This window comes from Streptomyces sp. NPDC048255 (genome assembly GCF_040652415.1).
In the GTDB taxonomy this organism is placed as follows: domain Bacteria; phylum Actinomycetota; class Actinomycetes; order Streptomycetales; family Streptomycetaceae; genus Streptomyces.
In genome coordinates, this window is the sequence record NZ_JBEZMA010000051.1 from 37,618 (window position 1) to 55,163 (window position 17,546).

Annotated in this window: 18 protein-coding genes; 6 read left to right on the plus strand and 12 right to left on the minus strand. The window is 74.5% G+C overall.

Going from position 1 to position 17,546, the window contains the following annotated elements; translation table 11 throughout:
* Positions 1-120 precede the first annotated feature (120 nt).
* Together AB0D94_RS29520 and AB0D94_RS29525 are read left to right on the plus strand one after the other, a co-directional pair.
* Positions 121-1,248, plus strand: a complete 1,128-nt coding sequence (locus AB0D94_RS29520) for a hypothetical protein (RefSeq protein ID WP_362057736.1) — start codon at positions 121-123, stop codon at positions 1,246-1,248.
* A gap of 145 nt (positions 1,249-1,393) precedes the next feature.
* Complete coding sequence (locus tag AB0D94_RS29525; protein WP_362057739.1) at positions 1,394-2,290, plus strand: SDR family oxidoreductase; 897 nt, start codon at positions 1,394-1,396, stop codon at positions 2,288-2,290.
* A gap of 42 nt (positions 2,291-2,332) precedes the next feature.
* On the opposite strand, the gene AB0D94_RS29530 is transcribed toward AB0D94_RS29525, so the two are convergent.
* Both AB0D94_RS29530 and AB0D94_RS29535 read right to left on the minus strand, forming a co-directional pair.
* A complete protein-coding gene (locus AB0D94_RS29530) occupies positions 2,333-3,166 on the minus strand; it encodes an enoyl-CoA hydratase/isomerase family protein (protein ID WP_362057742.1) in 834 nt (277 codons plus the stop codon).
* A 65-nt stretch (positions 3,167-3,231) separates the two neighbouring features.
* Positions 3,232-3,996 (minus strand): PIG-L deacetylase family protein, encoded by a 765-nt coding sequence (locus AB0D94_RS29535; protein ID WP_362057745.1) that lies wholly within the window; start codon positions 3,994-3,996, stop codon positions 3,232-3,234.
* 17 nt (positions 3,997-4,013) lie between these two features.
* Between AB0D94_RS29535 and AB0D94_RS29540 the strand changes: the two genes are divergently transcribed.
* The gene (locus AB0D94_RS29540; protein ID WP_362057748.1) at positions 4,014-4,805 is read left to right on the plus strand and encodes an MBL fold metallo-hydrolase; all 792 of its coding nucleotides are present in this window, start codon (positions 4,014-4,016) and stop codon (positions 4,803-4,805) included.
* A gap of 24 nt (positions 4,806-4,829) precedes the next feature.
* Here the strand turns inward: AB0D94_RS29540 and AB0D94_RS29545 are convergent, their stop codons facing one another.
* Complete coding sequence (locus AB0D94_RS29545; protein WP_362057751.1) at positions 4,830-5,915, minus strand: S-(hydroxymethyl)mycothiol dehydrogenase; 1,086 nt, start codon at positions 5,913-5,915, stop codon at positions 4,830-4,832.
* 66 nt (positions 5,916-5,981) lie between these two features.
* A complete protein-coding gene (locus tag AB0D94_RS29550) occupies positions 5,982-6,965 on the minus strand; it encodes a LysR substrate-binding domain-containing protein (protein WP_362057754.1) in 984 nt (327 codons plus the stop codon).
* 70 nt (positions 6,966-7,035) lie between these two features.
* On the opposite strand from AB0D94_RS29550, the gene AB0D94_RS29555 reads away from it, so the two are divergent.
* Positions 7,036-8,025: a dihydrodipicolinate synthase family protein gene (locus AB0D94_RS29555; RefSeq protein WP_362057757.1), complete on the plus strand. Its 990-nt coding sequence runs from the start codon at positions 7,036-7,038 to the stop codon at positions 8,023-8,025.
* Positions 8,026-8,488: 463 nt separating this feature from the next.
* The gene (locus AB0D94_RS29560) at positions 8,489-9,160 is read left to right on the plus strand and encodes a LysM peptidoglycan-binding domain-containing protein (protein WP_362057760.1); all 672 of its coding nucleotides are present in this window, start codon (positions 8,489-8,491) and stop codon (positions 9,158-9,160) included.
* Here AB0D94_RS29560 and AB0D94_RS29565 read toward each other — a convergent pair.
* The 8 genes from AB0D94_RS29565 to AB0D94_RS29600 form a co-directional block, all read right to left on the minus strand.
* A complete protein-coding gene (locus tag AB0D94_RS29565; RefSeq protein ID WP_362057763.1) occupies positions 9,144-10,082 on the minus strand; it encodes a squalene/phytoene synthase family protein in 939 nt (312 codons plus the stop codon). The two genes, AB0D94_RS29560 and AB0D94_RS29565, sit on opposite strands and share 17 nt — an antisense overlap.
* A 51-nt stretch (positions 10,083-10,133) precedes the next feature.
* A complete protein-coding gene (locus AB0D94_RS29570; RefSeq protein ID WP_362057766.1) occupies positions 10,134-11,837 on the minus strand; it encodes a serine/threonine-protein kinase in 1,704 nt (567 codons plus the stop codon).
* Between the two features lie 27 nt (positions 11,838-11,864).
* The gene (locus AB0D94_RS29575; protein WP_362057769.1) at positions 11,865-13,511 is read right to left on the minus strand and encodes a peptide-N4-asparagine amidase; all 1,647 of its coding nucleotides are present in this window, start codon (positions 13,509-13,511) and stop codon (positions 11,865-11,867) included.
* A 138-nt stretch (positions 13,512-13,649) separates the two neighbouring features.
* On the minus strand, positions 13,650-14,135 hold the full coding sequence (gene rraA, locus AB0D94_RS29580; RefSeq protein WP_362057772.1) for a ribonuclease E activity regulator RraA: 486 nt from the start codon (positions 14,133-14,135) through the stop codon (positions 13,650-13,652).
* Positions 14,136-14,232: 97 nt separating this feature from the next.
* Positions 14,233-14,421, minus strand: coding sequence for a hypothetical protein (locus AB0D94_RS29585; protein WP_362057775.1), 189 nt, complete (start codon positions 14,419-14,421; stop codon positions 14,233-14,235).
* A gap of 12 nt (positions 14,422-14,433) precedes the next feature.
* Entirely contained in the window at positions 14,434-14,700 is a 267-nt protein-coding gene (locus AB0D94_RS29590; RefSeq protein ID WP_362057778.1) for a GlsB/YeaQ/YmgE family stress response membrane protein, read from the minus strand.
* 91 nt (positions 14,701-14,791) lie between these two features.
* Positions 14,792-15,793 carry a hypothetical protein gene (locus AB0D94_RS29595; RefSeq protein WP_362057781.1) on the minus strand — a complete coding sequence of 334 codons (1,002 nt, stop codon included), beginning with the start codon at positions 15,791-15,793 and terminating at the stop codon, positions 14,792-14,794.
* The gene (locus AB0D94_RS29600; protein ID WP_362057784.1) at positions 15,790-16,626 is read right to left on the minus strand and encodes a phosphatase PAP2 family protein; all 837 of its coding nucleotides are present in this window, start codon (positions 16,624-16,626) and stop codon (positions 15,790-15,792) included. The genes AB0D94_RS29595 and AB0D94_RS29600 overlap by 4 nt, the downstream gene beginning before the upstream one ends.
* Positions 16,627-16,807: 181 nt before the next feature.
* On the opposite strand from AB0D94_RS29600, the gene AB0D94_RS29605 reads away from it, so the two are divergent.
* The gene (locus tag AB0D94_RS29605; RefSeq protein WP_362057787.1) at positions 16,808-17,428 is read left to right on the plus strand and encodes a TetR/AcrR family transcriptional regulator; all 621 of its coding nucleotides are present in this window, start codon (positions 16,808-16,810) and stop codon (positions 17,426-17,428) included.
* Positions 17,429-17,546: the final 118 nt, after the last annotated feature.

Genomic DNA, 17,546 nt, shown 5'->3' on the forward strand with positions numbered 1-17,546 from the left:
CCGGTCACGCCCGGAAGAAACATGCGTCATTCCGGCCGCTTCCGTACCGGATGAGGCAGCATGTGTCGTGCACGTGTCATGACTCAACGGGGAACAGCACCTGTCCAGGGGGGACACCACATGAGAAGAACCATGTCCGCGGCCGGCGCCGCGATCGCCTTGACCGGCCTGATCACGGCGGCGGGCCCGGCCACGGCCGCACCGGCGACGTGCACGCCGAAGATCCAGGTGCTGGGACACCTGACGCCCGACGCGTACCACCCGGACAGCCTGCCCGCCCAGGGCGTCCTGGACCTCGGCGCGGGCAACCTCGCCGTCGGCGTCTCCGGCTCCAAGCCCGTGTACTGGACGGGCACCAGGCTCCACCGGGTCCCGCTGCCCGACGCCACCCGGACCGGCGAGGTGCTCGCCGTCAACAGGAACGGGCTGATGGTCGGGCGACTGGTCGGCGACGGCGGCTACCTGTTCACCTACCGGGCGGGCGACGCCGCGGTCACCCCGCTGCCGGGGAGCGACTGGTCGGACCAGGAGGCCGACGTCAACGACGCCGGCCACGTCGTCGCCCGCAGCTCCTCCTGGGTGGGCACCGTCTGGAAGGACGGGCAGAAGGTCCGCGAGCTGCCGGTACCGGACGGGGCCGACCCCGGGACCCGCATCAAGATGGTCACCGCCATCAACGCCCGCGGCGACATCCTGGGCCAGGCGAAGCAGGACTACGAGGTGCCCGAGACCGGCGAGCACCGCGAGGGCACCTACCCGGTGCTGTGGCCGGCCGACGGCGGCCCCGCCAAGGCCCTGGTGCCCACCAGCGGCAACAGCAGCTTCGCGGAGAGCTACGTCCAGGACCTCGACGAGAGCGGCCGGATCGTCGGCTACGACTGGCTCGGGCCCTGGCACGAGTACAAGCCGTGGGTCTGGGCTCCCCCGCACACCGGGCCCGGCACGTCCCCCGGCGTGCTGAACACGCACCCGTACGGCACCTTCGAGGCGATCAGCCAGACCACCGGCGTGAGCGTCGGCACCGCCAAGTTCCACCCGGAGTCCCGGACGCTCCCGGACCAGGCCCAGCTGTGGACCGGCACCGGTCCGGTCCTGGCCCTGCCCCGGCTCGCAGCGGGCGGGGCCAGCACGGCCGAGGCGGTGTCGGACGACGGCCGGGTCGGCGGGTCGGCCGTGAACGCGAACGGCAAGCACAGGCCCGTGATCTGGACCTGCGCGGTCAAGCAGGCGTACCTGCCGCAGTCCTAGGTACTCGGCCGTACTCGCTCGGTCCGACAACGCGGCGAGGCGCCGTACCAGGCGGCGCGGGCCCGCGAGGATCGCCCGGAACAGGGCCTAGCCAGGGCGTTCACGGGCATGGTGATCTGAGCGTCCGCACGCTATCGATGGGCGCATGGAGAACCTCCCGCGCGGTCTGCCCGCGCCGCCGCCGCCCGGCGCCGCCGCCCTGCCTGCCGGTTCGTACGCGGGGCAGGTGGTCCTGGTGACCGGCGGCGGCACCGGGCTGGGCAAGGCCATCGCCACCGAGTTCGCCCGGCTCGGCGCCGATCTGGTGATCGCGAGCCGCCGCTCCGAGCAGCTGGAGGCGGCGCGCGTGGAGCTGGCGGCCGTCCCCGGCGCCGGCCGCGTGGCGGCGGCCGTCTGCGACATCAGGGACCCCGAGCGGGTCGCGGAGGTCTTCGACGCGGCCGAGGCGGCGCTGGGCCTGCCGGACGTCCTGGTCAACAACGCCGCCGCCAACTTCCCCTGCCCGGCCGAGGACCTGTCCCCCAACGCCTGGCGGGCAGTGGTGGACATCACCCTGACCGGCACCTGGTTCATGACCCGCGAGTTCGGCCGGCGCCACCTCGCCGCGGGGACACCCGGGTCGATCGTGAACATCGGCGCCTCGTACGCCTGGACGGGCGGGCCCGGCTTCGCCCACAGCGCCGCGGCCAAGGCCGGGGTGAAGAGCCTGGTGGAGACGCTCGCCGTGGAGTGGGGCCCGTACGGCATCCAGATCAACGGGCTCGTCCCCGGGCTGTTCCCGCACGCGGACATGACCGAGGACATCCGGGGCGGCCTGGAGCGTGCCGCGCCCGGCTCCCGGGACTCCCGCCAGCCCGCCCTGCGGGTCGGCGCTCCGCACGAACTGGGCTGGGCCGCCACCTTCCTGGCCTCGCCGTACGCCCGCTTCGTCACCGGGCACACCCTGGTGGTCGACGGGGCGAACTGGCAGCGGAGGACGGTGGTCAGCCCGGAGGTCGTCCCGGTGCGCGAGCAGTTGGGGCGCGGCCCGTTCGGAGCCTGAGCGCGCGCCGGGCCCCTCCCCCTGCCGGGGTCGGGCCTGCGGTCAGGCTCCGTTGAAGTGCGGCGGCCGCCGGGCAGCCTTCGCGCCGTAGCCCTCGCGGCAGTCGTCCGAGGTGAGGGTGAGGGCCGCGGTCATCGCGACGCGGTCGAGGGCCGCGGGCAGGGCCGCGTCGGCATAGGCGTCGACGGCGCGCTTGATGCCCTGGACGGCGAGGGGGGCGTTCGCGGCGATCTCCGCCGCCACCTCCCGGGCGGTGGACTCCAGCTCCGGTCCGGGGACGACCAGTTGGACCAGGTGCAGCCGTTCGGCCGTGGCCGCGTCGATCCGGCGGCCCGTCAGGGCCAGGTACTTGGCCCAGCCCGCGCCCGCCTCGCGGGCGATGCGCAGGTCTCCGCCCGCGTCCACGGCCACGCCCAGCTGGGCCTCCGGCAGGGCGAAGACGGCGTCCTCGGCGGCCACCCGGACGTCGGCCATCAGGGCCAGTTCGAAGCCGAAGCCGAGGCAGTACCCCTGGACTGCGGCGACCACCGGCTGCGGGAGCCGGGCGAGGACCGCGAAGCGCTCGTGGACCCAGCGGATGCCCTCGTAGTAGTTGCGGGTGCGCTCGGCGGCGGATCCGCCCGTGACGGCGCCGCCGGGGGCGTTCACGTCGATGCCCGCACAGAAGGCCCGGCCCTCGGCCCGCAGCAGGACCACCCGTACGGCGGGGTCGAAGCGGATCCGGTCCGCCAGCAGGCCCAGCTGGCGGGTGGACTCCCAGCTCCAGCCGTTGAGCCGCTCCGGCCGGCACAGGGTGAGGACCGCGACGCCGTCCGCGACCTCCAGCCGGATGCGCTCCTCGCCCTCCGCGATGTCCGTGGTGATGGTGTCGATCACCGTGTCCCCGCACCCCCCGCACCCCCGCTGTCTTCTGACGGATCGTCAGCTTAGGGGTGGTCGGGTCAGCGCGGGAAGACCTCGAACGGGACCGCCGGGCGGCCGCCGAACCGGGCCGCCGTCTGCTGGGCGTTGCCGGTGAGGAAGGTGCGGACGTACTCCTCGGGGTTCTGGTCCGTCAGGACCCTGATGTACTCCTTGTGCTCCAGCAGGGACTTCACCGACCGCTCCAGGCCGGGACCGGCGTCGGCCGCGTGCGTCGGCGTGACGGATCCGGAGACCGCGACCCAGCGCACCCCGTCCCACGGCTCCAGGCCCTGCTCCGAGATGAGTTCGGGGAAGATCCACCGGTTGCCGGCGTCGCCCGCCGCGTCCAGGGTGGCCCGGCCGACGGCCTTGTGGTCGGGGGTGTTCCAGGCGCCGCCGCCGTTCGCCCCGCCCCACGTGTCGCGGTGGTTGAGGGTGATGACGAGCTCGGGGCGGTGCCTGCGGATGGCCGCGGCGATGTCGCGGCGCAGGTCCAGGCCGTACTCGACGACCCCGTCGCGGTAGTCGAGGAACTCCACCACGGACACGCCGACGACGGCCGCGCTCGCGCGCTGCTCCGCCTCGCGCAGCGGGCCGCAGTCGGCCGGGGCGAGGGTGTCGATGCCCGCCTCCCCGCGCGTGGCGAGGAGGTAGACGACCTCACGGCCGCCGTCCGTCCAGTCGGCGATCGCGGCCGCGCAGCCGTACTCGAGGTCGTCGGGGTGCGCCACCACGGCGAGGGCGCGCTGCCAGTCGGTGGGCATGGGCTCCAACGGAGCGGGCTGGTCCAGGTGTTCGGTCATGACGGCACAATAGGCGAATGGACCGACACGGACAGGTGGTGGCCCTCCTGGACGCCACCGGCACCTTCTTCGAGCCGTCCCGTACGGCGTTCCCCGGGGCGGACGGGGCCGACTGGGCCCGGGCCGCGCTGCTCGATCCGGGCGCTGCCGGGCCGGACGGGACCTGGCTGCTGGACTTCCGGTGCTTCGCGATCGCCCGGCCGGGGGGCCGCTGGGTGCTGGTGGACGCCGGGGTCGGCCCGGCGGAGGGGCCCGCCGCGGGCTGGGCGCCGGTGCCGGGACGGCTGCCCGCCGTCCTCGCGGCCGCCGGGATCGCTCCGGCCGAGGTGGAGACCGTGGTCCTGACGCATCTGCACGAGGACCACGCGGGCTGGTCGGCGGGGGCCGACGGGCAGCCGTTCTTCCCGGCCGCGCGGTACGTGGTCCAGCGCGACGAGGTCGCGGCGCTGGACCGGACGGACCCGGTGTGGGACTGGACGGTGGCGCCGCTGCGGGCGAGCGGACAGCTGCACGAGGTGGACGGCAGGCACCGGCTGGCCCCGGGGATCACCCTGCTGCCGACGCCCGGGCACACACCGGGGCACCAGTCGGTGCTGGTGGAGCAGGCCGACGGGGCCAGGGACGTGCTGGTCACCGGCGATGCGCTGGTGCACGCCGTGCAGTTGGGCAATCCTGCCGTCGCGTACTCCCGCGAGCGCGACCTGGCGGTCGCCCGGGCCTCGCGGGAGGAGCTGCTGGCCCGGGCCGTGGAGCGCGGCGCCCTGCTGGCCACCGCGCACCTCACCCGACCCTTCGTGGAGCCCGCCTGACGCGGTCGCCCGCAGGTCGGGCCGTCAGAACTCCACGACCGAGCGGAGCACCTCGCCCCGTTCCATCCGGGCGAACGCGGCTTCGACCCCGTCGAGGGGGATGGTCTCGGAGACGAAGGCGTCCAGGTCGAGACGGCCCTGCAGGTAGAGGTCGATGAGGAGCGGGAAGTCCCGCTCGGGCAGGCAGTCCCCGTACCAGGATGACTTCAGGGCGCCGCCGCGGCCGAAGACGTCGAGGAGCGGCAGTTCGAGCTTCATCTCCGGCGTGGGCACCCCGACCAGGACCACGGTCCCCGCGAGGTCGCGCGCGTAGAACGCCTGGCGGTAGGTCTCGGGGCGGCCCACCGCCTCGATGACCACGTCCGCGCCGTTGCCGTCGGTGAGCGCCTGGACGGCCTTGACCACGTCCTCCGTACGGCCGTTGACGGTGTGCGTGGCACCCAGGCCCCGCGCCCATTCCAGCTTTCGGTCGTCCAGGTCCACCGCGATGATCTTCGAGGCGCCCGCCAGCCGGGCCCCCGCCACGGCCGCGTTGCCCACTCCCCCGCAGCCGATGACGGCCACGGAGTCGCCCCGTCCGACGTTGCCGGTGTTCAGGGCCGCGCCGAGGCCGGCCATCACCCCGCAGCCGAGGAGTCCGGCGGCGCCGGGGGCGGCGGCCGGGTCCACCTTGGTGCACTGGCCGGCCGCGACCAGGGTCTTCTCGGCGAAGGCTCCGATGCCGAGCGCCGGGGAGAGCCTGGTGCCGTCCTCCAGCGTCATGGACTGGGTGGCGTTGTGCGTGGCGAAGCAGTACCAGGGACGTCCCCGCTTGCAGGCCCGGCAGGTGCCGCACACCGCCCGCCAGTTGAGGACCACGAAGTCGCCGGGGGCCACGGAGGTGACGTCCGGGCCGACCGATTCCACGATCCCGGCGGCCTCGTGGCCGAGCAGGAAGGGGAACTCGTCGTTGATGCCGCCCTCGCGGTAGTGCAGGTCGGTGTGGCAGACCCCGCAGGCCTGGACCCGTACCAGCGCCTCGCCGGGTCCCGGGTCGGGCACGAGGATCGTCGTCGTCTCCACCGGTGCGCCCTTGCTCCGGGCAATGACCCCTCGTACGCGATGTGTCACGTCCTACCCCGCTCTCGTCGACTGTCGTCCGAACGTACACGGGCTACGGTGCGTACGGGAGTTGCGTCACTCCGAGGCGCGCGATCCGGCCAGTTCCGGCGGTACGGCGGCCCGCAGGGCGGCGCCGAAGGCGGCCACGGCCGGGTGGGCGGCGGCTCCGCTGCGGAAGGCGATCCGGGTGCGGCGCGCCATGGGCAGGCGGGTCAGGCGGACGCCCAGCTCCTCGTGGCCGGCGATGCCGAGCTGCGGTACGAAGGCCACGCCCTGCCCGGCCGCTACGAGGGCCAGGACGGTCACGAACTCGTCGACCTGGTGGCGGACCCGGGGCGCGAACCCGGCCGCCTGGCAGGCCCGTACGGTCATGGCGTGGCAGAGGGTGCCGGGCGTGGCCGTGATCCACGAGGCGTCCGCGTGGGCCCGCAGGACCGCGCCCTGGTCGGGGCCGGGGCCGGGGCCTTGTCCCGGGCCGGGGTGGAGCTCTGGGCCGGCACCGGGTCCGGGGCGGTCGGGAGTCCCCGCCGCGGGCGCGGCCAGGTACATCGCCTCCGCGTAGAGCGGCTCGGCGGCCAGCCCCGGCTCACGGCGCGCGGGGACGAAGTCGTACTCGTGCACCAGGGCCACGTCCAGGTCCCCGGCCCGCAGGGCGTGCGCGACCGCCGCCGGGTCGGTCTCCGAGACCATCGGCTCCAGGGCCGGGTGGCGCCGGGCGAGGGTGGTCAGGGCGGCCGGGACGATGGCCCGGGTGGCGGTGGGGAAGGAGCCGATCCGCAGGACGCCGGCCAGGCCGCTGCGCGCCTCGGCGAGGTCGGCATCGGCCTGTTCGAGGCGTTCGAGTACGGCCTCGGCGTGCCGGACGAGGTTCTGCCCGGCCGGGGTGAGCCGGACCCTGCGGCCGGTGCGCTCCAGCAGGGGCAGACCGGCCTCGCGTTCGAGGACGCCGAGTTGCTGGGACACCGCCGAAGGGCTGAAGGCGAGGGCCTGGGCCACGGCGGCGATCGTCCCGCGGTGGGCCAGTTCACGGAGTAGACGCAGGCGTCGGACGTCGAGCATCGGCTCAGCTTACGGGTGGGATAAGAAACGCGAACTGGATTCGACGCTCGGCACGGGCGAGGGTCGACGCATGACACATGACACCGCGGCCACGACCACGACCACGGCCCCCACCCCGACCCCGACCCCGACCGCCCACGCCCTGCCCGAGGACCGCACCGGCGAACTCCCCCGAGCCGTCGGCCTCGAAGGGATCCACGTCCCGCTCGTCACCCCCTTCACCCCCGGCGGGGACATCGCCGCCGGGGCTCTGGAGTCGCTCGCCCACGAGGTGCTCGACGCCGGTGCCACCGGGATCGTCGCCCTCGGCACCACCGCCGAGGCGGCCGCCCTCGACGAGGCGGAGCGGGACCTGGTCACCGATGTGTGCGCCCGGGTCTGCGCGGAGCGGGGCGCACTGCTGACCGTGGGCGCCGGGGCGAGCGGCACCCGGGCCGCGGAGGCCTCGCTGGTCCGGCTGGCGCGCTGGCCGCAGGCGCGGGCGGCGCTGGTGACCGTGCCCCCGTTCGTACGCCCCTCCGCCGCGGGGGTGCTGGCGCACTTCGCGCGGCTGGCCGCCGTGAGCCCCGTACCGCTGATCGTCTATCACGTCCCGTACCGCACCGGGCAGTCGCTGGACGCGGCCGCGCTGCGGGCGCTGGGATCGCTCCCGGGGGTCGCCGGGGTGAAGTACGCGGGCGGCGGCATCGGCCAGGACGCGGTGGACCTGCTCGGCGGCCTGCCGGAGGGTTTCGAGGTGCTGGCGGGCGACGACGCGTACCTCTCGCCGCTGCTCGCGCTGGGCGCGTCCGGCGGGATCCTGGCCTCGGCGCACCTGGCGACGGCCCGGTTCGCGGAGCTGGCCGCTGCCTGGCGGGCCGGTGACGTGGCGCGGGCCCGGCCACTGGGTCACGCCCTGGCCCGGATGTCGGCGGCGGTGTTCGCGGAACCCAATCCGTCGGTCGTCAAGGGCGTCCTGCACGCGCAGGGCCGGATCCCGTCTCCTGACGTACGGCTCCCCCTGCTGCCGGCCTCGGCGGCGGGCGTGGGGGCCGCTCTGGAGCGGCTCGCGGAGCTCTGACGGCGGCGGAGGACCGCGGGCGCTGCCGGACGGCCCCGGGACCGACCCCAGACGGCCTCGAAACGGCCTCGAAACGGCAATTCAACCGCCGGAAAGGATCCGGTTTGGTCGATTCGCCTGCAACGCGCATGTCGCCCGAATCCGGCCTACAGAGAGCGGACTTGTCCCTCTGCGCCCAGGGCATGACGACGGGCCGCCGACCCGTGATGTGAGTCACTCGGGAAACGTCAACATCATTTCCCCCGAGAGGCGGATTCCCTTTTCCCCGAAAGGAAATTGGCTATTGCGCGAAGCGCCCTACAAGGTCATTTTCGGGGCGGACGGCAGGAAGTCGATCTACCGGTGGAATTCGGGCCTTGTTCGGGCGCGGCGGACTCGCCTACGGTCACCCTCATTCCCGGTGGCCCGCCGTTGAAACCGGCCACTCCGGGGCCACTCCGTCCCCCACGTGAGGAATTGCGCCATGTCCGCAAAGGGAAAGCACCGCAAGCCGAAGCACCACGCGATCACCCGCAAGCTGGCCCTTGTCGGCACAGGCGGCGCGGCGCTCACCCTCCCCCTGGTCGGCGCGACCACCGCCGGGGCCGCGGAGGTGACCGCGGCTCCCGCCAAGGCTCCCGCCACCTATTCCGTGGTCGCCGGTGACACGCTTTCCAAGATCGCGGCGAAGCATTCCCTGAGCGGCTGGGAGCAGCTCTACGCGGCGAACCGCAGTGCCGTCGGCGCCAACCCGTCGGTGATCCGCCCCGGCCTGAAGCTGACCATCGGCGCCCAGGCGAAGACCGCGGCCGCCGCCAAGCCGGCCACCGCATACGCGAACAATCTCGACGGGTGGATCCGCGAGTCCCTGGACGTCATGGCCAAGCACGGCATTCCCGGTACGTACAACGGAATTCACCGCAACATCATGCGGGAGTCCTCGGGCAATCCGATGGCGATCAACAACTGGGACATCAATGCCCGGAACGGCATTCCCAGCAAGGGCCTGCTCCAGGTGATCGACCCGACGTTCCGGGCCTATCACGTGCCCGGCACCTCGCAGGACTCGTACGACCCGGTCGCCAACATCACCGCGGCCTGCAACTACGCGGCCGCCCGTTACGGTTCGATCGACAACGTCAACGGTCCTTACTAGACGCCCGGGCAACGGCCTGCCGGGACCGGCCCGTCCGGGCGCGGGCGAGGGTGCGCAGGGGTGCCACCAGGCCGTAGCCGACGTCCCGGCGCAGGGCGGCCGCGCCCGCGCGTTCCACGGCGGTCAGCTGGTGCGCCATCAGCTCCGCCATGGTCGCGACCACCGGCCGCAGCCCGGGCTCGGCGAGGCCGAGGATGCCGTCGGTCGCTTCCAGGGCCGTGCGGGCCCGCCGGGCCTCGGCGGCGAGGAGCGCGCGTACGGCCGGGGTGTCGCGGGCCTGTTCGAGGTCGGCGCGGGTCACCTCGTGCTCGGCGAGGCGGGCGCGCGGGATGCACAGCCGGCCGTCGGCGAGGTCCCCGGCGAGGTCGGCGAGGAAGTCGACGCGTTGGGCGGCGTCCACGAACCGCCGCCAGCCCGCAGCCTGTTCGGCGTCCGGGCCGCCCTGGTACTGCAGGCCCGTGAAGACCAGTACCCCGGGCCAGGCGTAGTCGTCCAGGTAGGTCTGGAAGTCCTCCTCCGTCCCGAAGCCGTCGAAGGCGGCTTCGGTGGTGGCGGCGCCGTCGAGGAACCGGGAGACCCACTGCGCGGGCAGGGCGCGGGTACTCACCGCGTGGGCGTAGGCGCGCAGCAGGGGGTCGGGGTTGTCCCCGGTCTCCAGGGCTGCTCCGACACGCTCCGCCAGGGCGGTGAGGCCGGCGTTCCGCTGCTGCGGTGTGCCGGTCTCCGCCACGTCGTCGACGAGGTTCATGAAGGCGAGTCCGGCGGCCAGCCACGGCACGAGGGACGGCTCGGCGAGCAGCCGCAGGGCCAGGTACGGGGCGGGTTCCCGGCGGACCACGCGGCGGGCGGCGTGGGTGTAGTCGTTCCGCAGCCGGGAGCCGGATATCCCGGCCCGGTCGAGCGTGCTGCGCCAGGTGGGCATGGTGACGGCGCTCCCTCGAAGCGATTCCTCGGACGTACGCGGACCAGGATCTCAGGAGCGGTAGACCTTCCTGACCGTGCCGTCGGTTCCGGCGAGGACGTAGCCGCCCTGACCGTACTCGTCGGTGAGGTAGGGGCGCATGGACGGGCTCTGGTCCATCATCCAGGGCTCGACGATCACGTAGCGCGTGGTGGGGTTCGCCACTCCGAGGTCCCGCTGGGACTGTTCGAGGAGGGCGGGCAGGGCGTCCCACTCGACCTTGGCCATGTCCATGAGCGGCGCGCGGTCCTTGACGGTGCCGGCCGGGCCGGTGCGGGTGACCTCGCCGCCCCGGTACTGCCAGGAGTCGACGGTCTTGGCTCCGGGGGCGGTGGGGACCGAGGCGATGGCGTACTCCTCGTAGATCCGCAGGTTCACGAAGGTGGTCGTGCCCGTCTGCTGCTTCAGGGCGGCCAGCGCGGTCCGGATGCCGTCGGGGGTGAGCAGGCCGCCCTGGGGGGCGCTCGCCTTGGGCGTGGCGGGACCGGACGTGGCGGGCCCTGACGCGCCCGCCACGGGCGTACCGGCGGCCGGCCCGCTGGGCGCCGGGCCGGGCGCCGAGGCTGCCGGGGTACCGCGCGCACCGCTCTTCGGGCCGTCCTCCGAGCCGGTGCCGCCGGGCAGCCACTGGACGATCCCGATCACCCCGGCGGTCAGGACGGCCGCGAGGGCTGCGGCGAGCACCACCGGGCGCCGGCGCCGGCCGGGAGCCGGCGGGAGCGGCACCGTGGCCGCGTACGGGGACGACCCCGGGTACGGCGTAGGGGTCCCGTGGGCCGGGGGGCCGTACTGGCCCAGCGCCGGCGGGGGTGTGACGGGCACGGCGTTGCCGCCGGGAGCAGTGCTCGCGTTCCGGAGCAGCTGTTCCAGCTGCTCCGCGTCGGGCCGGGCGGCCGGGTCCCGTACGAGCAGCCGTTCCAGTACGGGTCCCAGCGCACCGGAGCGCACCGGCGCGGGGATCGGCTCGTCGAGCACGGCGACCACGGTGGCCAGGCTGGTGGCGCGGCGGAGCGGATGGACGCCCTCGGCGGCCACGTACAGCAGCATGCCCAGCGACCAGAGGTCCGAGGCGGCCAGCCCCTCCTCCCCGCGCACCCGCTCGGGCGCGATGTACTCCGGGGAGCCGATGAGCACCCCGGTGGAGGTGAGCCCGGCGGAGCCGTGCAGGGCCGCGATGCCGAAGTCCGTCAGCACGGCCCCGCCGTCGGGCCGCAGCAGCACGTTGGCCGGTTTCACATCGCGGTGCAGCACCCCTTCGGCGTGGGCGGCGCGCAGCGCGGAGAGCACCTCCAGGCCGAGCCGTAGCACCTGCGCCACCGGCAACGGGCCGGAGTCCAGCCGGTCGTGGAGCGAGCCGCCCCGGACGAGCTCCATCACGATCCACGGATGCGCGTCCGCACCGCCCGCTCCACCTGCGCCGCCCGCTCCACCCTCGGCGGCGGGGTCCACGATGTGATGGATGGTCACCACGTGCGGGTGGGCGAGCCGCGCGAGGGCGCGGGCCTCGCGCACCGCCCGTGCGCGCAGCTGGACGGCGAGGCCGGGCTGGGCGGCGGCGGTCGCCGGGTCCGGCGGGCGCACCTCCTTCAGGGCGACCTCGCGGTCCAGCGCGATGTCGCGGGCGCGCCACACCGTGCCCATGCCGCCGCTGCCCAGCGGTTCGACCAGCTCGAAGCGCCCGCCGATGAGCCGTCTGCCGGCCTCACTCGTGTCCATGGCCGGACATCGTAGGCGCCGCCGGGATCAGCAGCGCCGCCGGTCCACCGTGACGGTGCCCTGCGCGGTGGCCACGGTCCGGTCGTAGCACCCGCCGCCGGCCGCGGAGCCGTACAGCCGGTAGCGGGCCGAGGTGGTGCCGACCGCGTGCCGCTGGTCGCGCGGGACGTTCGCCGTGTAGGTGGCGTCGCCCGTGTACCGGTCGTCGAGCCGGACCCGGTCGACGACGCGACCGCCGCGCAGGGTGACGGTGTCCGCGGCGTCGCCCAGCGAGAGGACGGTGCGCAGCCGGTCCCCGGCGCCGAGGGTGGTCTCGCCGTCCATCGTGTAGGTCCGCGTCGTGCGGGTGGTGCTCTTCCCCCGGGTCACGCTCTCCTCATCGGTCCAGGTGGCGGTGAGGGCGTCGCGGTTCTCGCCCTCGGTCCAGCGGTGCACCGAGGTGTTGCGGACGGCGCGGGTGACGGTGGTGGCGACCCGCCCGTGGGAGGTGTCCAGGTATCCGGCGACCGTCAGTTCGTGTCCGCCCTCGGTGTCCAGCCGGTGCTCGGCGCCGGGCGTCCAGCGGGAGGAGCCCCGCGGCTCGCTCTGCTCGTGCCGGGTCAGGGATCCGGTGACGACCTCCCGGGCCTCGTCCTGCCACAGCAGCAGGTTGGTGGGCGTGCTCCAGCCGCTCTGCCCGGCCGGCACGCCCGCCACGGACACCTCGATCCGGTGGGAGCGGCCGTCGTTGAGCAGGCCGGCGAAGGGGGTCAGGTCGTAGAGGACCGGCTGGACGTCGAAGGCCCGGGGGCCGGGGGTGACGTACCAGAGAAAGGGGTTGGACCAGCCGCCGGTCCAGACGGTGGGGAAGGGCGCGGCGATGCCGGCGAGCCGTCCGTCCACGGAGATCCGGACCTCGCGGTAGGGGCCGTCGGCGGCCTTGCAGGAGTACGGGGCCGCGTCGGGGGTGGTCATGTACCAGTACTCCTCGCAGCCGCCGCCCGAGCCGGTGGCGTACACCTCGGCGAGGAGCCGCTCGGTGTTGCGCGGGGTCGTGACGTCCGGGGAGGTGAGGGCGAGGACCCGGTCGGGGGTCTCGGCGGGCGCGGTGGATCCGGTGCGGGCCTCGGCGGCGTAGAAGGTGAGGGTGACCTTGACGTCGATGACCCCGGTGTACGTGTCGTCGACGACGTTGCCGATGAGCATCTCGACGGGTTGCGGACGGGAGAGGGTGTCCCGGTAGCGGCTGACGTCCTTCTCTACGGACCAGGTGATGCCGTCGGGTGACGGCTGGGGCGTGGAGGTGCGGAGGATCTCCACGCCGCCGAGGGAGAGGTGGCCGAGGCGGTCGTACTGGCGGCCCTTGACCTTGCCGTCGAGCCGCAGCACCACCTTGGCCCAGCCGTCGGCGCCGCATCCCGTGGGCGGCACGTAGCTCCCCCGGTACGGGGTGAAGTCTCGGAACTGGGCCTCGGCGAGGGTGACCTGGCAGGACCGGGTCGCGGGCCGGGCGACGGGCGGGGCGGCGGTGAGGGGGTCGTGCCAGTCGGTGCCGAACTCGGCGGGCGGGGTCACGCCCGTCCCTGCCCCGGGGGCGGCGGGGGCCGTGGCGTTCGCGGGTCCCGCGGTGCCGGCCAGGGTGGCCGCGGCGAGGGTCAGCGCGCCCAGCAGGCCCATGATCCTGTGTCGTCTCATGGGCCCGCAGTGAAACCCGGAGGCCCCGCTTCCCGCCAGGCCCCTGCCGCAGACATGGCGTGATCCCGTCCCCCGGCGCCGCGGGTACGGGGCCGGCGTACCGGGGATCCCGTGCGGCGGACACGGGGGCCGGGCGGGTCAGTTCGCGGTGGCGAGCACCACGACGCCGTCGTCGTCCGCGTGGACCGTGTCGCCGGCGCGGAAGGTGACCTCGCCGATCGTGACGGGCTCGTCCACCGTGCCCGCGCCGGTCTTGCCGCTCTTGCGCGGGACCGTGCCCAGCGCCTTGACGCCGAGGCCGAGCTCCCCGAGGGCCACGCTGTCGCGGACCGCGCCGCTGATGATCAGGCCCGCCCAGCCGTTGCGTTCGGCGGCGCCGCCGATCAGGTCGCCGATGAGGGCGGTGCGCAGGGACCCGCCGCCGTCGACGACGAGTACGGCGCCCTCGCCCGGGGTGTTGACCAGCTCGCGCAGCAGCGCGTTGTCCTCGTGGCAGGACAGCGTCCGCACCGGGCCTGCGAACTGCCGGTGGCCACCGTACTGGTGGAACTGGACGGCGCAGATGCCGAGCGCCTCGCCGTGCTCGTCGTACAGGTCGGTGGTGGGGACGGGAGTGACGCTCATGGCTGTACCGGTTCCTCACTGCTGGTGCTGGTGCTGTCGTGTCGGGCCAGGCAGCCAGGGTAATCGGCGGTACGCGGCCCCCTCAGGGCCCGGTCCGTCAGCGCTTCAGGGCGCGGTACCGCTTGAGCAGCGCGGTGATCTTCTCGGGGTCCGCCTTGCCGTTCAGCTCGGCGAGGAGGTCGTCGGGGCAGAGCTCGTAGAGGTCGCCCCACCAACGGCCGCCCTTGGTCTTCCAGATCCGGTACCCGCCGGGTACGCCCCGTGCCACGTAGTCGCGCCGGCTCATGCCCCCGCCCCCTCAGTCGCGCGAGTTGCCGAAGAGCAGACGGTAGCCGACGAGCAGGACGAGCGAGCCGCCGATGGCGGCGCCCCAGGTGGCGAGGTCGAAGAACTCCGTCTGGATCGGGCGGTCCAGGAACTTCGCGGAGAGCCAGCCGCCGATGAAGGCTCCGGCGACGCCGATGAGGGTGGTGCCGATCAGACCGCCGGGATCGCGGCCGGGCAGCAGGACCTTGGCGACGGCTCCGGCCAGCAGGCCCAGGACGATCCAGCTGGCGATCCCCATGCCGGTCACTCCGTTTCGGTGGTTCGGGTGTTCTCCGAGGAGGACGCGTCCGGGGCCGGAACGGTTCTCCGGCCGCCCGCCGCCGACGGGCTCAGGCCGCCACGCGGCCGATCGGCGCGACGGGAGCGACGGGCGTGCCGGGCGCGACGGCCATGCCTGGCGGGACGGGCGTGCCTGGCGGGACGGACGTGCCGGGCGGGGCCGCCGCAGTGGGCACAGGAGGTGCCAGGGAGCCGGGAGTGGCAGGCGTGGCGGTGGCCGGGGTCTGCGCAGCGCCGGGCGGGGTCCGGGTCAGCAGGAGCACCCCGCGTGCCGCCGCGACGGCTCCGGCCGCCGCCAGCAGCATCCCCACCGCGCCGCCCTGGAGGCGTTCGCCGAGCAGCACCATGCCGATGGCGGCCGCCGCCAGCGGATTGGCCAGGTTGACCACGGCGAGCGGGGCCCCGAGCCCGCCCCGGTAGGCCCGCTGGGACAGCAGCATCCCGCCGACCGCGAACACCACGACGAGCAGGGCCACCGCGACCACCCGGAGGCTGAGCAGGGCTCCGCCGCGGCCGGCCGCCACGGCCACGGTCTGGGTCAGCGCCGAGGCGGCCGCGGAGGCCAGCCCGGAGGCCGTCGCGTGCCGCAGCCCCGAGCGCGGGTCCTTGGCGGCGGTCAGCATGAGGATCACGGCGGCCGTGGCCCCGGAGACGGCCAGCGCCTCGGCCAGGGTGAGGGTGTCGTCGGGGGCCGGCCCGGAGGCGGGGAGCAGCAGCAGGCCGAGCCCGGCGACGGTGGCGAAGGTGCCCCGCCATTCGGTGGCCGCCACCCGGCGCCCGGCTCCGCGCGCGCCCAGCGGGACGGCGGCCACGAGGGTGAGCGCTCCGAGCGGCTGGACCAGGGTGAGCGGCCCGTACCGCAGGGCGGCGGCGTGCAGCAGCGCAGCGGCCGCGTTCAGCCCGGCCGACCACCACCAGGCGCCGGAGCCGAGCAGCGCCCTGGCGCTGCGGGCGACGGCGGCGCGGGCCAGCCGCTCCTGGGCGACGGCGGCGGCCGCGTAGGTCACGGCGGAGGCCAGACAGAGCCCCACGGCGAGGGCGGTGGCGTTCACCGCCGGGCCCCTACGCCCTCGGGGAGGCTCCGCGGCCGCGGCAGACCCCGTACGGCATCGGTGTCGGCCTCGTCCGCGCCCGGCGCCGGGTCCGCGTCGCCGTCCGCCGGGCGCCCCGGCCGCGGGACGAGCAGCAGGGCCGCCCCGAGCAGGACGGTCGCCACGATCGCGTCGAGCCAGTAGTGGTTGGCGGTACCGACGATCACGAGCAGGGTCACCAGCGGGTGCAGCAGCCACAGGGCGCGCCATCGCGACCGGGTGGCCGCGATCATGCCGAGCGCGAGCATCAGCGCCCAGCCGAAGTGCAGGGAGGGCATCGCCGCGAACTGGTTGGCCATGGTGTCGGAGGCCGGCGCGGCCCCGTACACGGTGGGTCCGTAGACCTGCCCGGTGTCGATCAGGTGGGCTTCGCCGAGCATCCGCGGGGGCGCGAGCGGGAAGCCGAGGTGCAGGGCGAGGGCGGCTCCGGTGAGCACGGCCAGGACGCGGCGCGCCCACAGGTAGTGGACCGGGCGGCGCAGGTAGAGCCAGACGAGGAAGAGCGCGGTCGCGGGGAAGTGGACGGCCGCGTAGTAGGTGTTCGCGGTGTGGACGAGGGCGTCCCAGTGCAGCAGCAGGCGCTGGACCGCGCCCTCGCCGGGCAGGTGCAGGGCGCGTTCGGCGTCCCATGTCCGCGCGGCGTTGCGGAAGGCCTCCTCGGTGCGGTCCGTGGAGAGCATCCGGCCGGCCTTGTAGACGGTGAACAGTCCCACGACGAGCAGCAACTCGCGTATGAGACGGCGGCGCGCGGCTCTCCGTCCGGCTGCCGGTCCGGCAGGTGTGGTCTGGGACATCCCCCGGTCTCTCTTTCCTGGTGCTCGGATCTCGTTCTGCGGCTGGTCGGGGCCGCGAGCACAGCGACACGCCAGTGTATCGATACATTCGCGTATCGATACGCTGGTGTTCCGATACGCTTCCGTTCCCGTACACTTTTGTACGGGACACAGCCCGAGGACACGTGAGGAGAGCCGCACCATGACGTCGACGCCGACGCCCTCCCCCGCGCGGCGCTCCAAGATCACCCCGGAGCGCGAGCAGGAGTTCTACGACGCCGTACTGGACCAGTTGCGCGAGCACGGCTACGAGGCCCTGACCATGGAGGGCGTCGCCGCCCGGGCCAGCTGCGGCAAGTCCACGCTCTACCGCCAGTGGAAGACCAAGCCGCAGCTCGTCGCCGCCGCCCTGCGCGCGGGCCGGCGGGGCACGCTCGTCGCGGTGGACACCGGGACGCTGGCCGGCGACCTGCACGAGGCCGCACGGATCGCGGCCGGCACCTCGGGGCGCGACACCCGGCTCACCCAGGCCCTGGGGCATGCCGTGCTCAGCGACGAGGAGTTGCAGGCAGCCCTGCGCGAGGCGCTCGTGGAGCCGGAGCTGGCGGCCTTCGACGCGATGGTGGCGCGGGCCGTGGCGCGGGGCGAGATCGCCGCGGACCACCCTGCGGTGGAGTTCCTGCCGGCCCAGCTGATGGGCGTGCTCCGGATCCGGCCCGTCCTGGAGGGCCGGTACGCCGACGCCGACTACCTGGTCCGGTTCGTCGACGCGGCCCTGCTCCCGGCCCTGGGCCTGACACCACCGGCCGCCCAGGCCCCCTGAACCGGCGGGCCGCCGTCCCGATGACCGGACGGTGACCTGCCCGCGCTGCCTCGTGGGGACGGCGGCAGCGCGCCACCCGGACCGGGGGGGGGGGGGGGCCGGCCCGGGGGTGGGGGCC

What these genes read in the sequence shown, in the direction of transcription:
- AB0D94_RS29570 (WP_362057766.1), bottom strand. Translation starts at nt 11,837, where the DNA reads ATGGACACGAGTGAGGCCGGCAGACGGCTCATCGGCGGGCGCTTCGAG.
- AB0D94_RS29525 (WP_362057739.1), top strand. Translation starts at nt 1,394, where the DNA reads ATGGAGAACCTCCCGCGCGGTCTGCCCGCGCCGCCGCCGCCCGGCGCC.
- AB0D94_RS29520 (WP_362057736.1), top strand. Translation starts at nt 121, where the DNA reads ATGAGAAGAACCATGTCCGCGGCCGGCGCCGCGATCGCCTTGACCGGC.
- AB0D94_RS29540 (WP_362057748.1), top strand. Translation starts at nt 4,014, where the DNA reads ATGGACCGACACGGACAGGTGGTGGCCCTCCTGGACGCCACCGGCACC.
- AB0D94_RS29575 (WP_362057769.1), bottom strand. Translation starts at nt 13,511, where the DNA reads ATGAGACGACACAGGATCATGGGCCTGCTGGGCGCGCTGACCCTCGCC.
- AB0D94_RS29605 (WP_362057787.1), top strand. Translation starts at nt 16,808, where the DNA reads ATGACGTCGACGCCGACGCCCTCCCCCGCGCGGCGCTCCAAGATCACC.
- AB0D94_RS29585 (WP_362057775.1), bottom strand. Translation starts at nt 14,421, where the DNA reads ATGAGCCGGCGCGACTACGTGGCACGGGGCGTACCCGGCGGGTACCGG.
- AB0D94_RS29565 (WP_362057763.1), bottom strand. Translation starts at nt 10,082, where the DNA reads ATGCCCACCTGGCGCAGCACGCTCGACCGGGCCGGGATATCCGGCTCC.
- AB0D94_RS29600 (WP_362057784.1), bottom strand. Translation starts at nt 16,626, where the DNA reads ATGTCCCAGACCACACCTGCCGGACCGGCAGCCGGACGGAGAGCCGCG.
- AB0D94_RS29560 (WP_362057760.1), top strand. Translation starts at nt 8,489, where the DNA reads ATGTCCGCAAAGGGAAAGCACCGCAAGCCGAAGCACCACGCGATCACC.
- rraA (WP_362057772.1), bottom strand. Translation starts at nt 14,135, where the DNA reads ATGAGCGTCACTCCCGTCCCCACCACCGACCTGTACGACGAGCACGGC.
- AB0D94_RS29535 (WP_362057745.1), bottom strand. Translation starts at nt 3,996, where the DNA reads ATGACCGAACACCTGGACCAGCCCGCTCCGTTGGAGCCCATGCCCACC.
- AB0D94_RS29590 (WP_362057778.1), bottom strand. Translation starts at nt 14,700, where the DNA reads ATGGGGATCGCCAGCTGGATCGTCCTGGGCCTGCTGGCCGGAGCCGTC.
- AB0D94_RS29555 (WP_362057757.1), top strand. Translation starts at nt 7,036, where the DNA reads ATGACACATGACACCGCGGCCACGACCACGACCACGGCCCCCACCCCG.
- AB0D94_RS29550 (WP_362057754.1), bottom strand. Translation starts at nt 6,965, where the DNA reads ATGCTCGACGTCCGACGCCTGCGTCTACTCCGTGAACTGGCCCACCGC.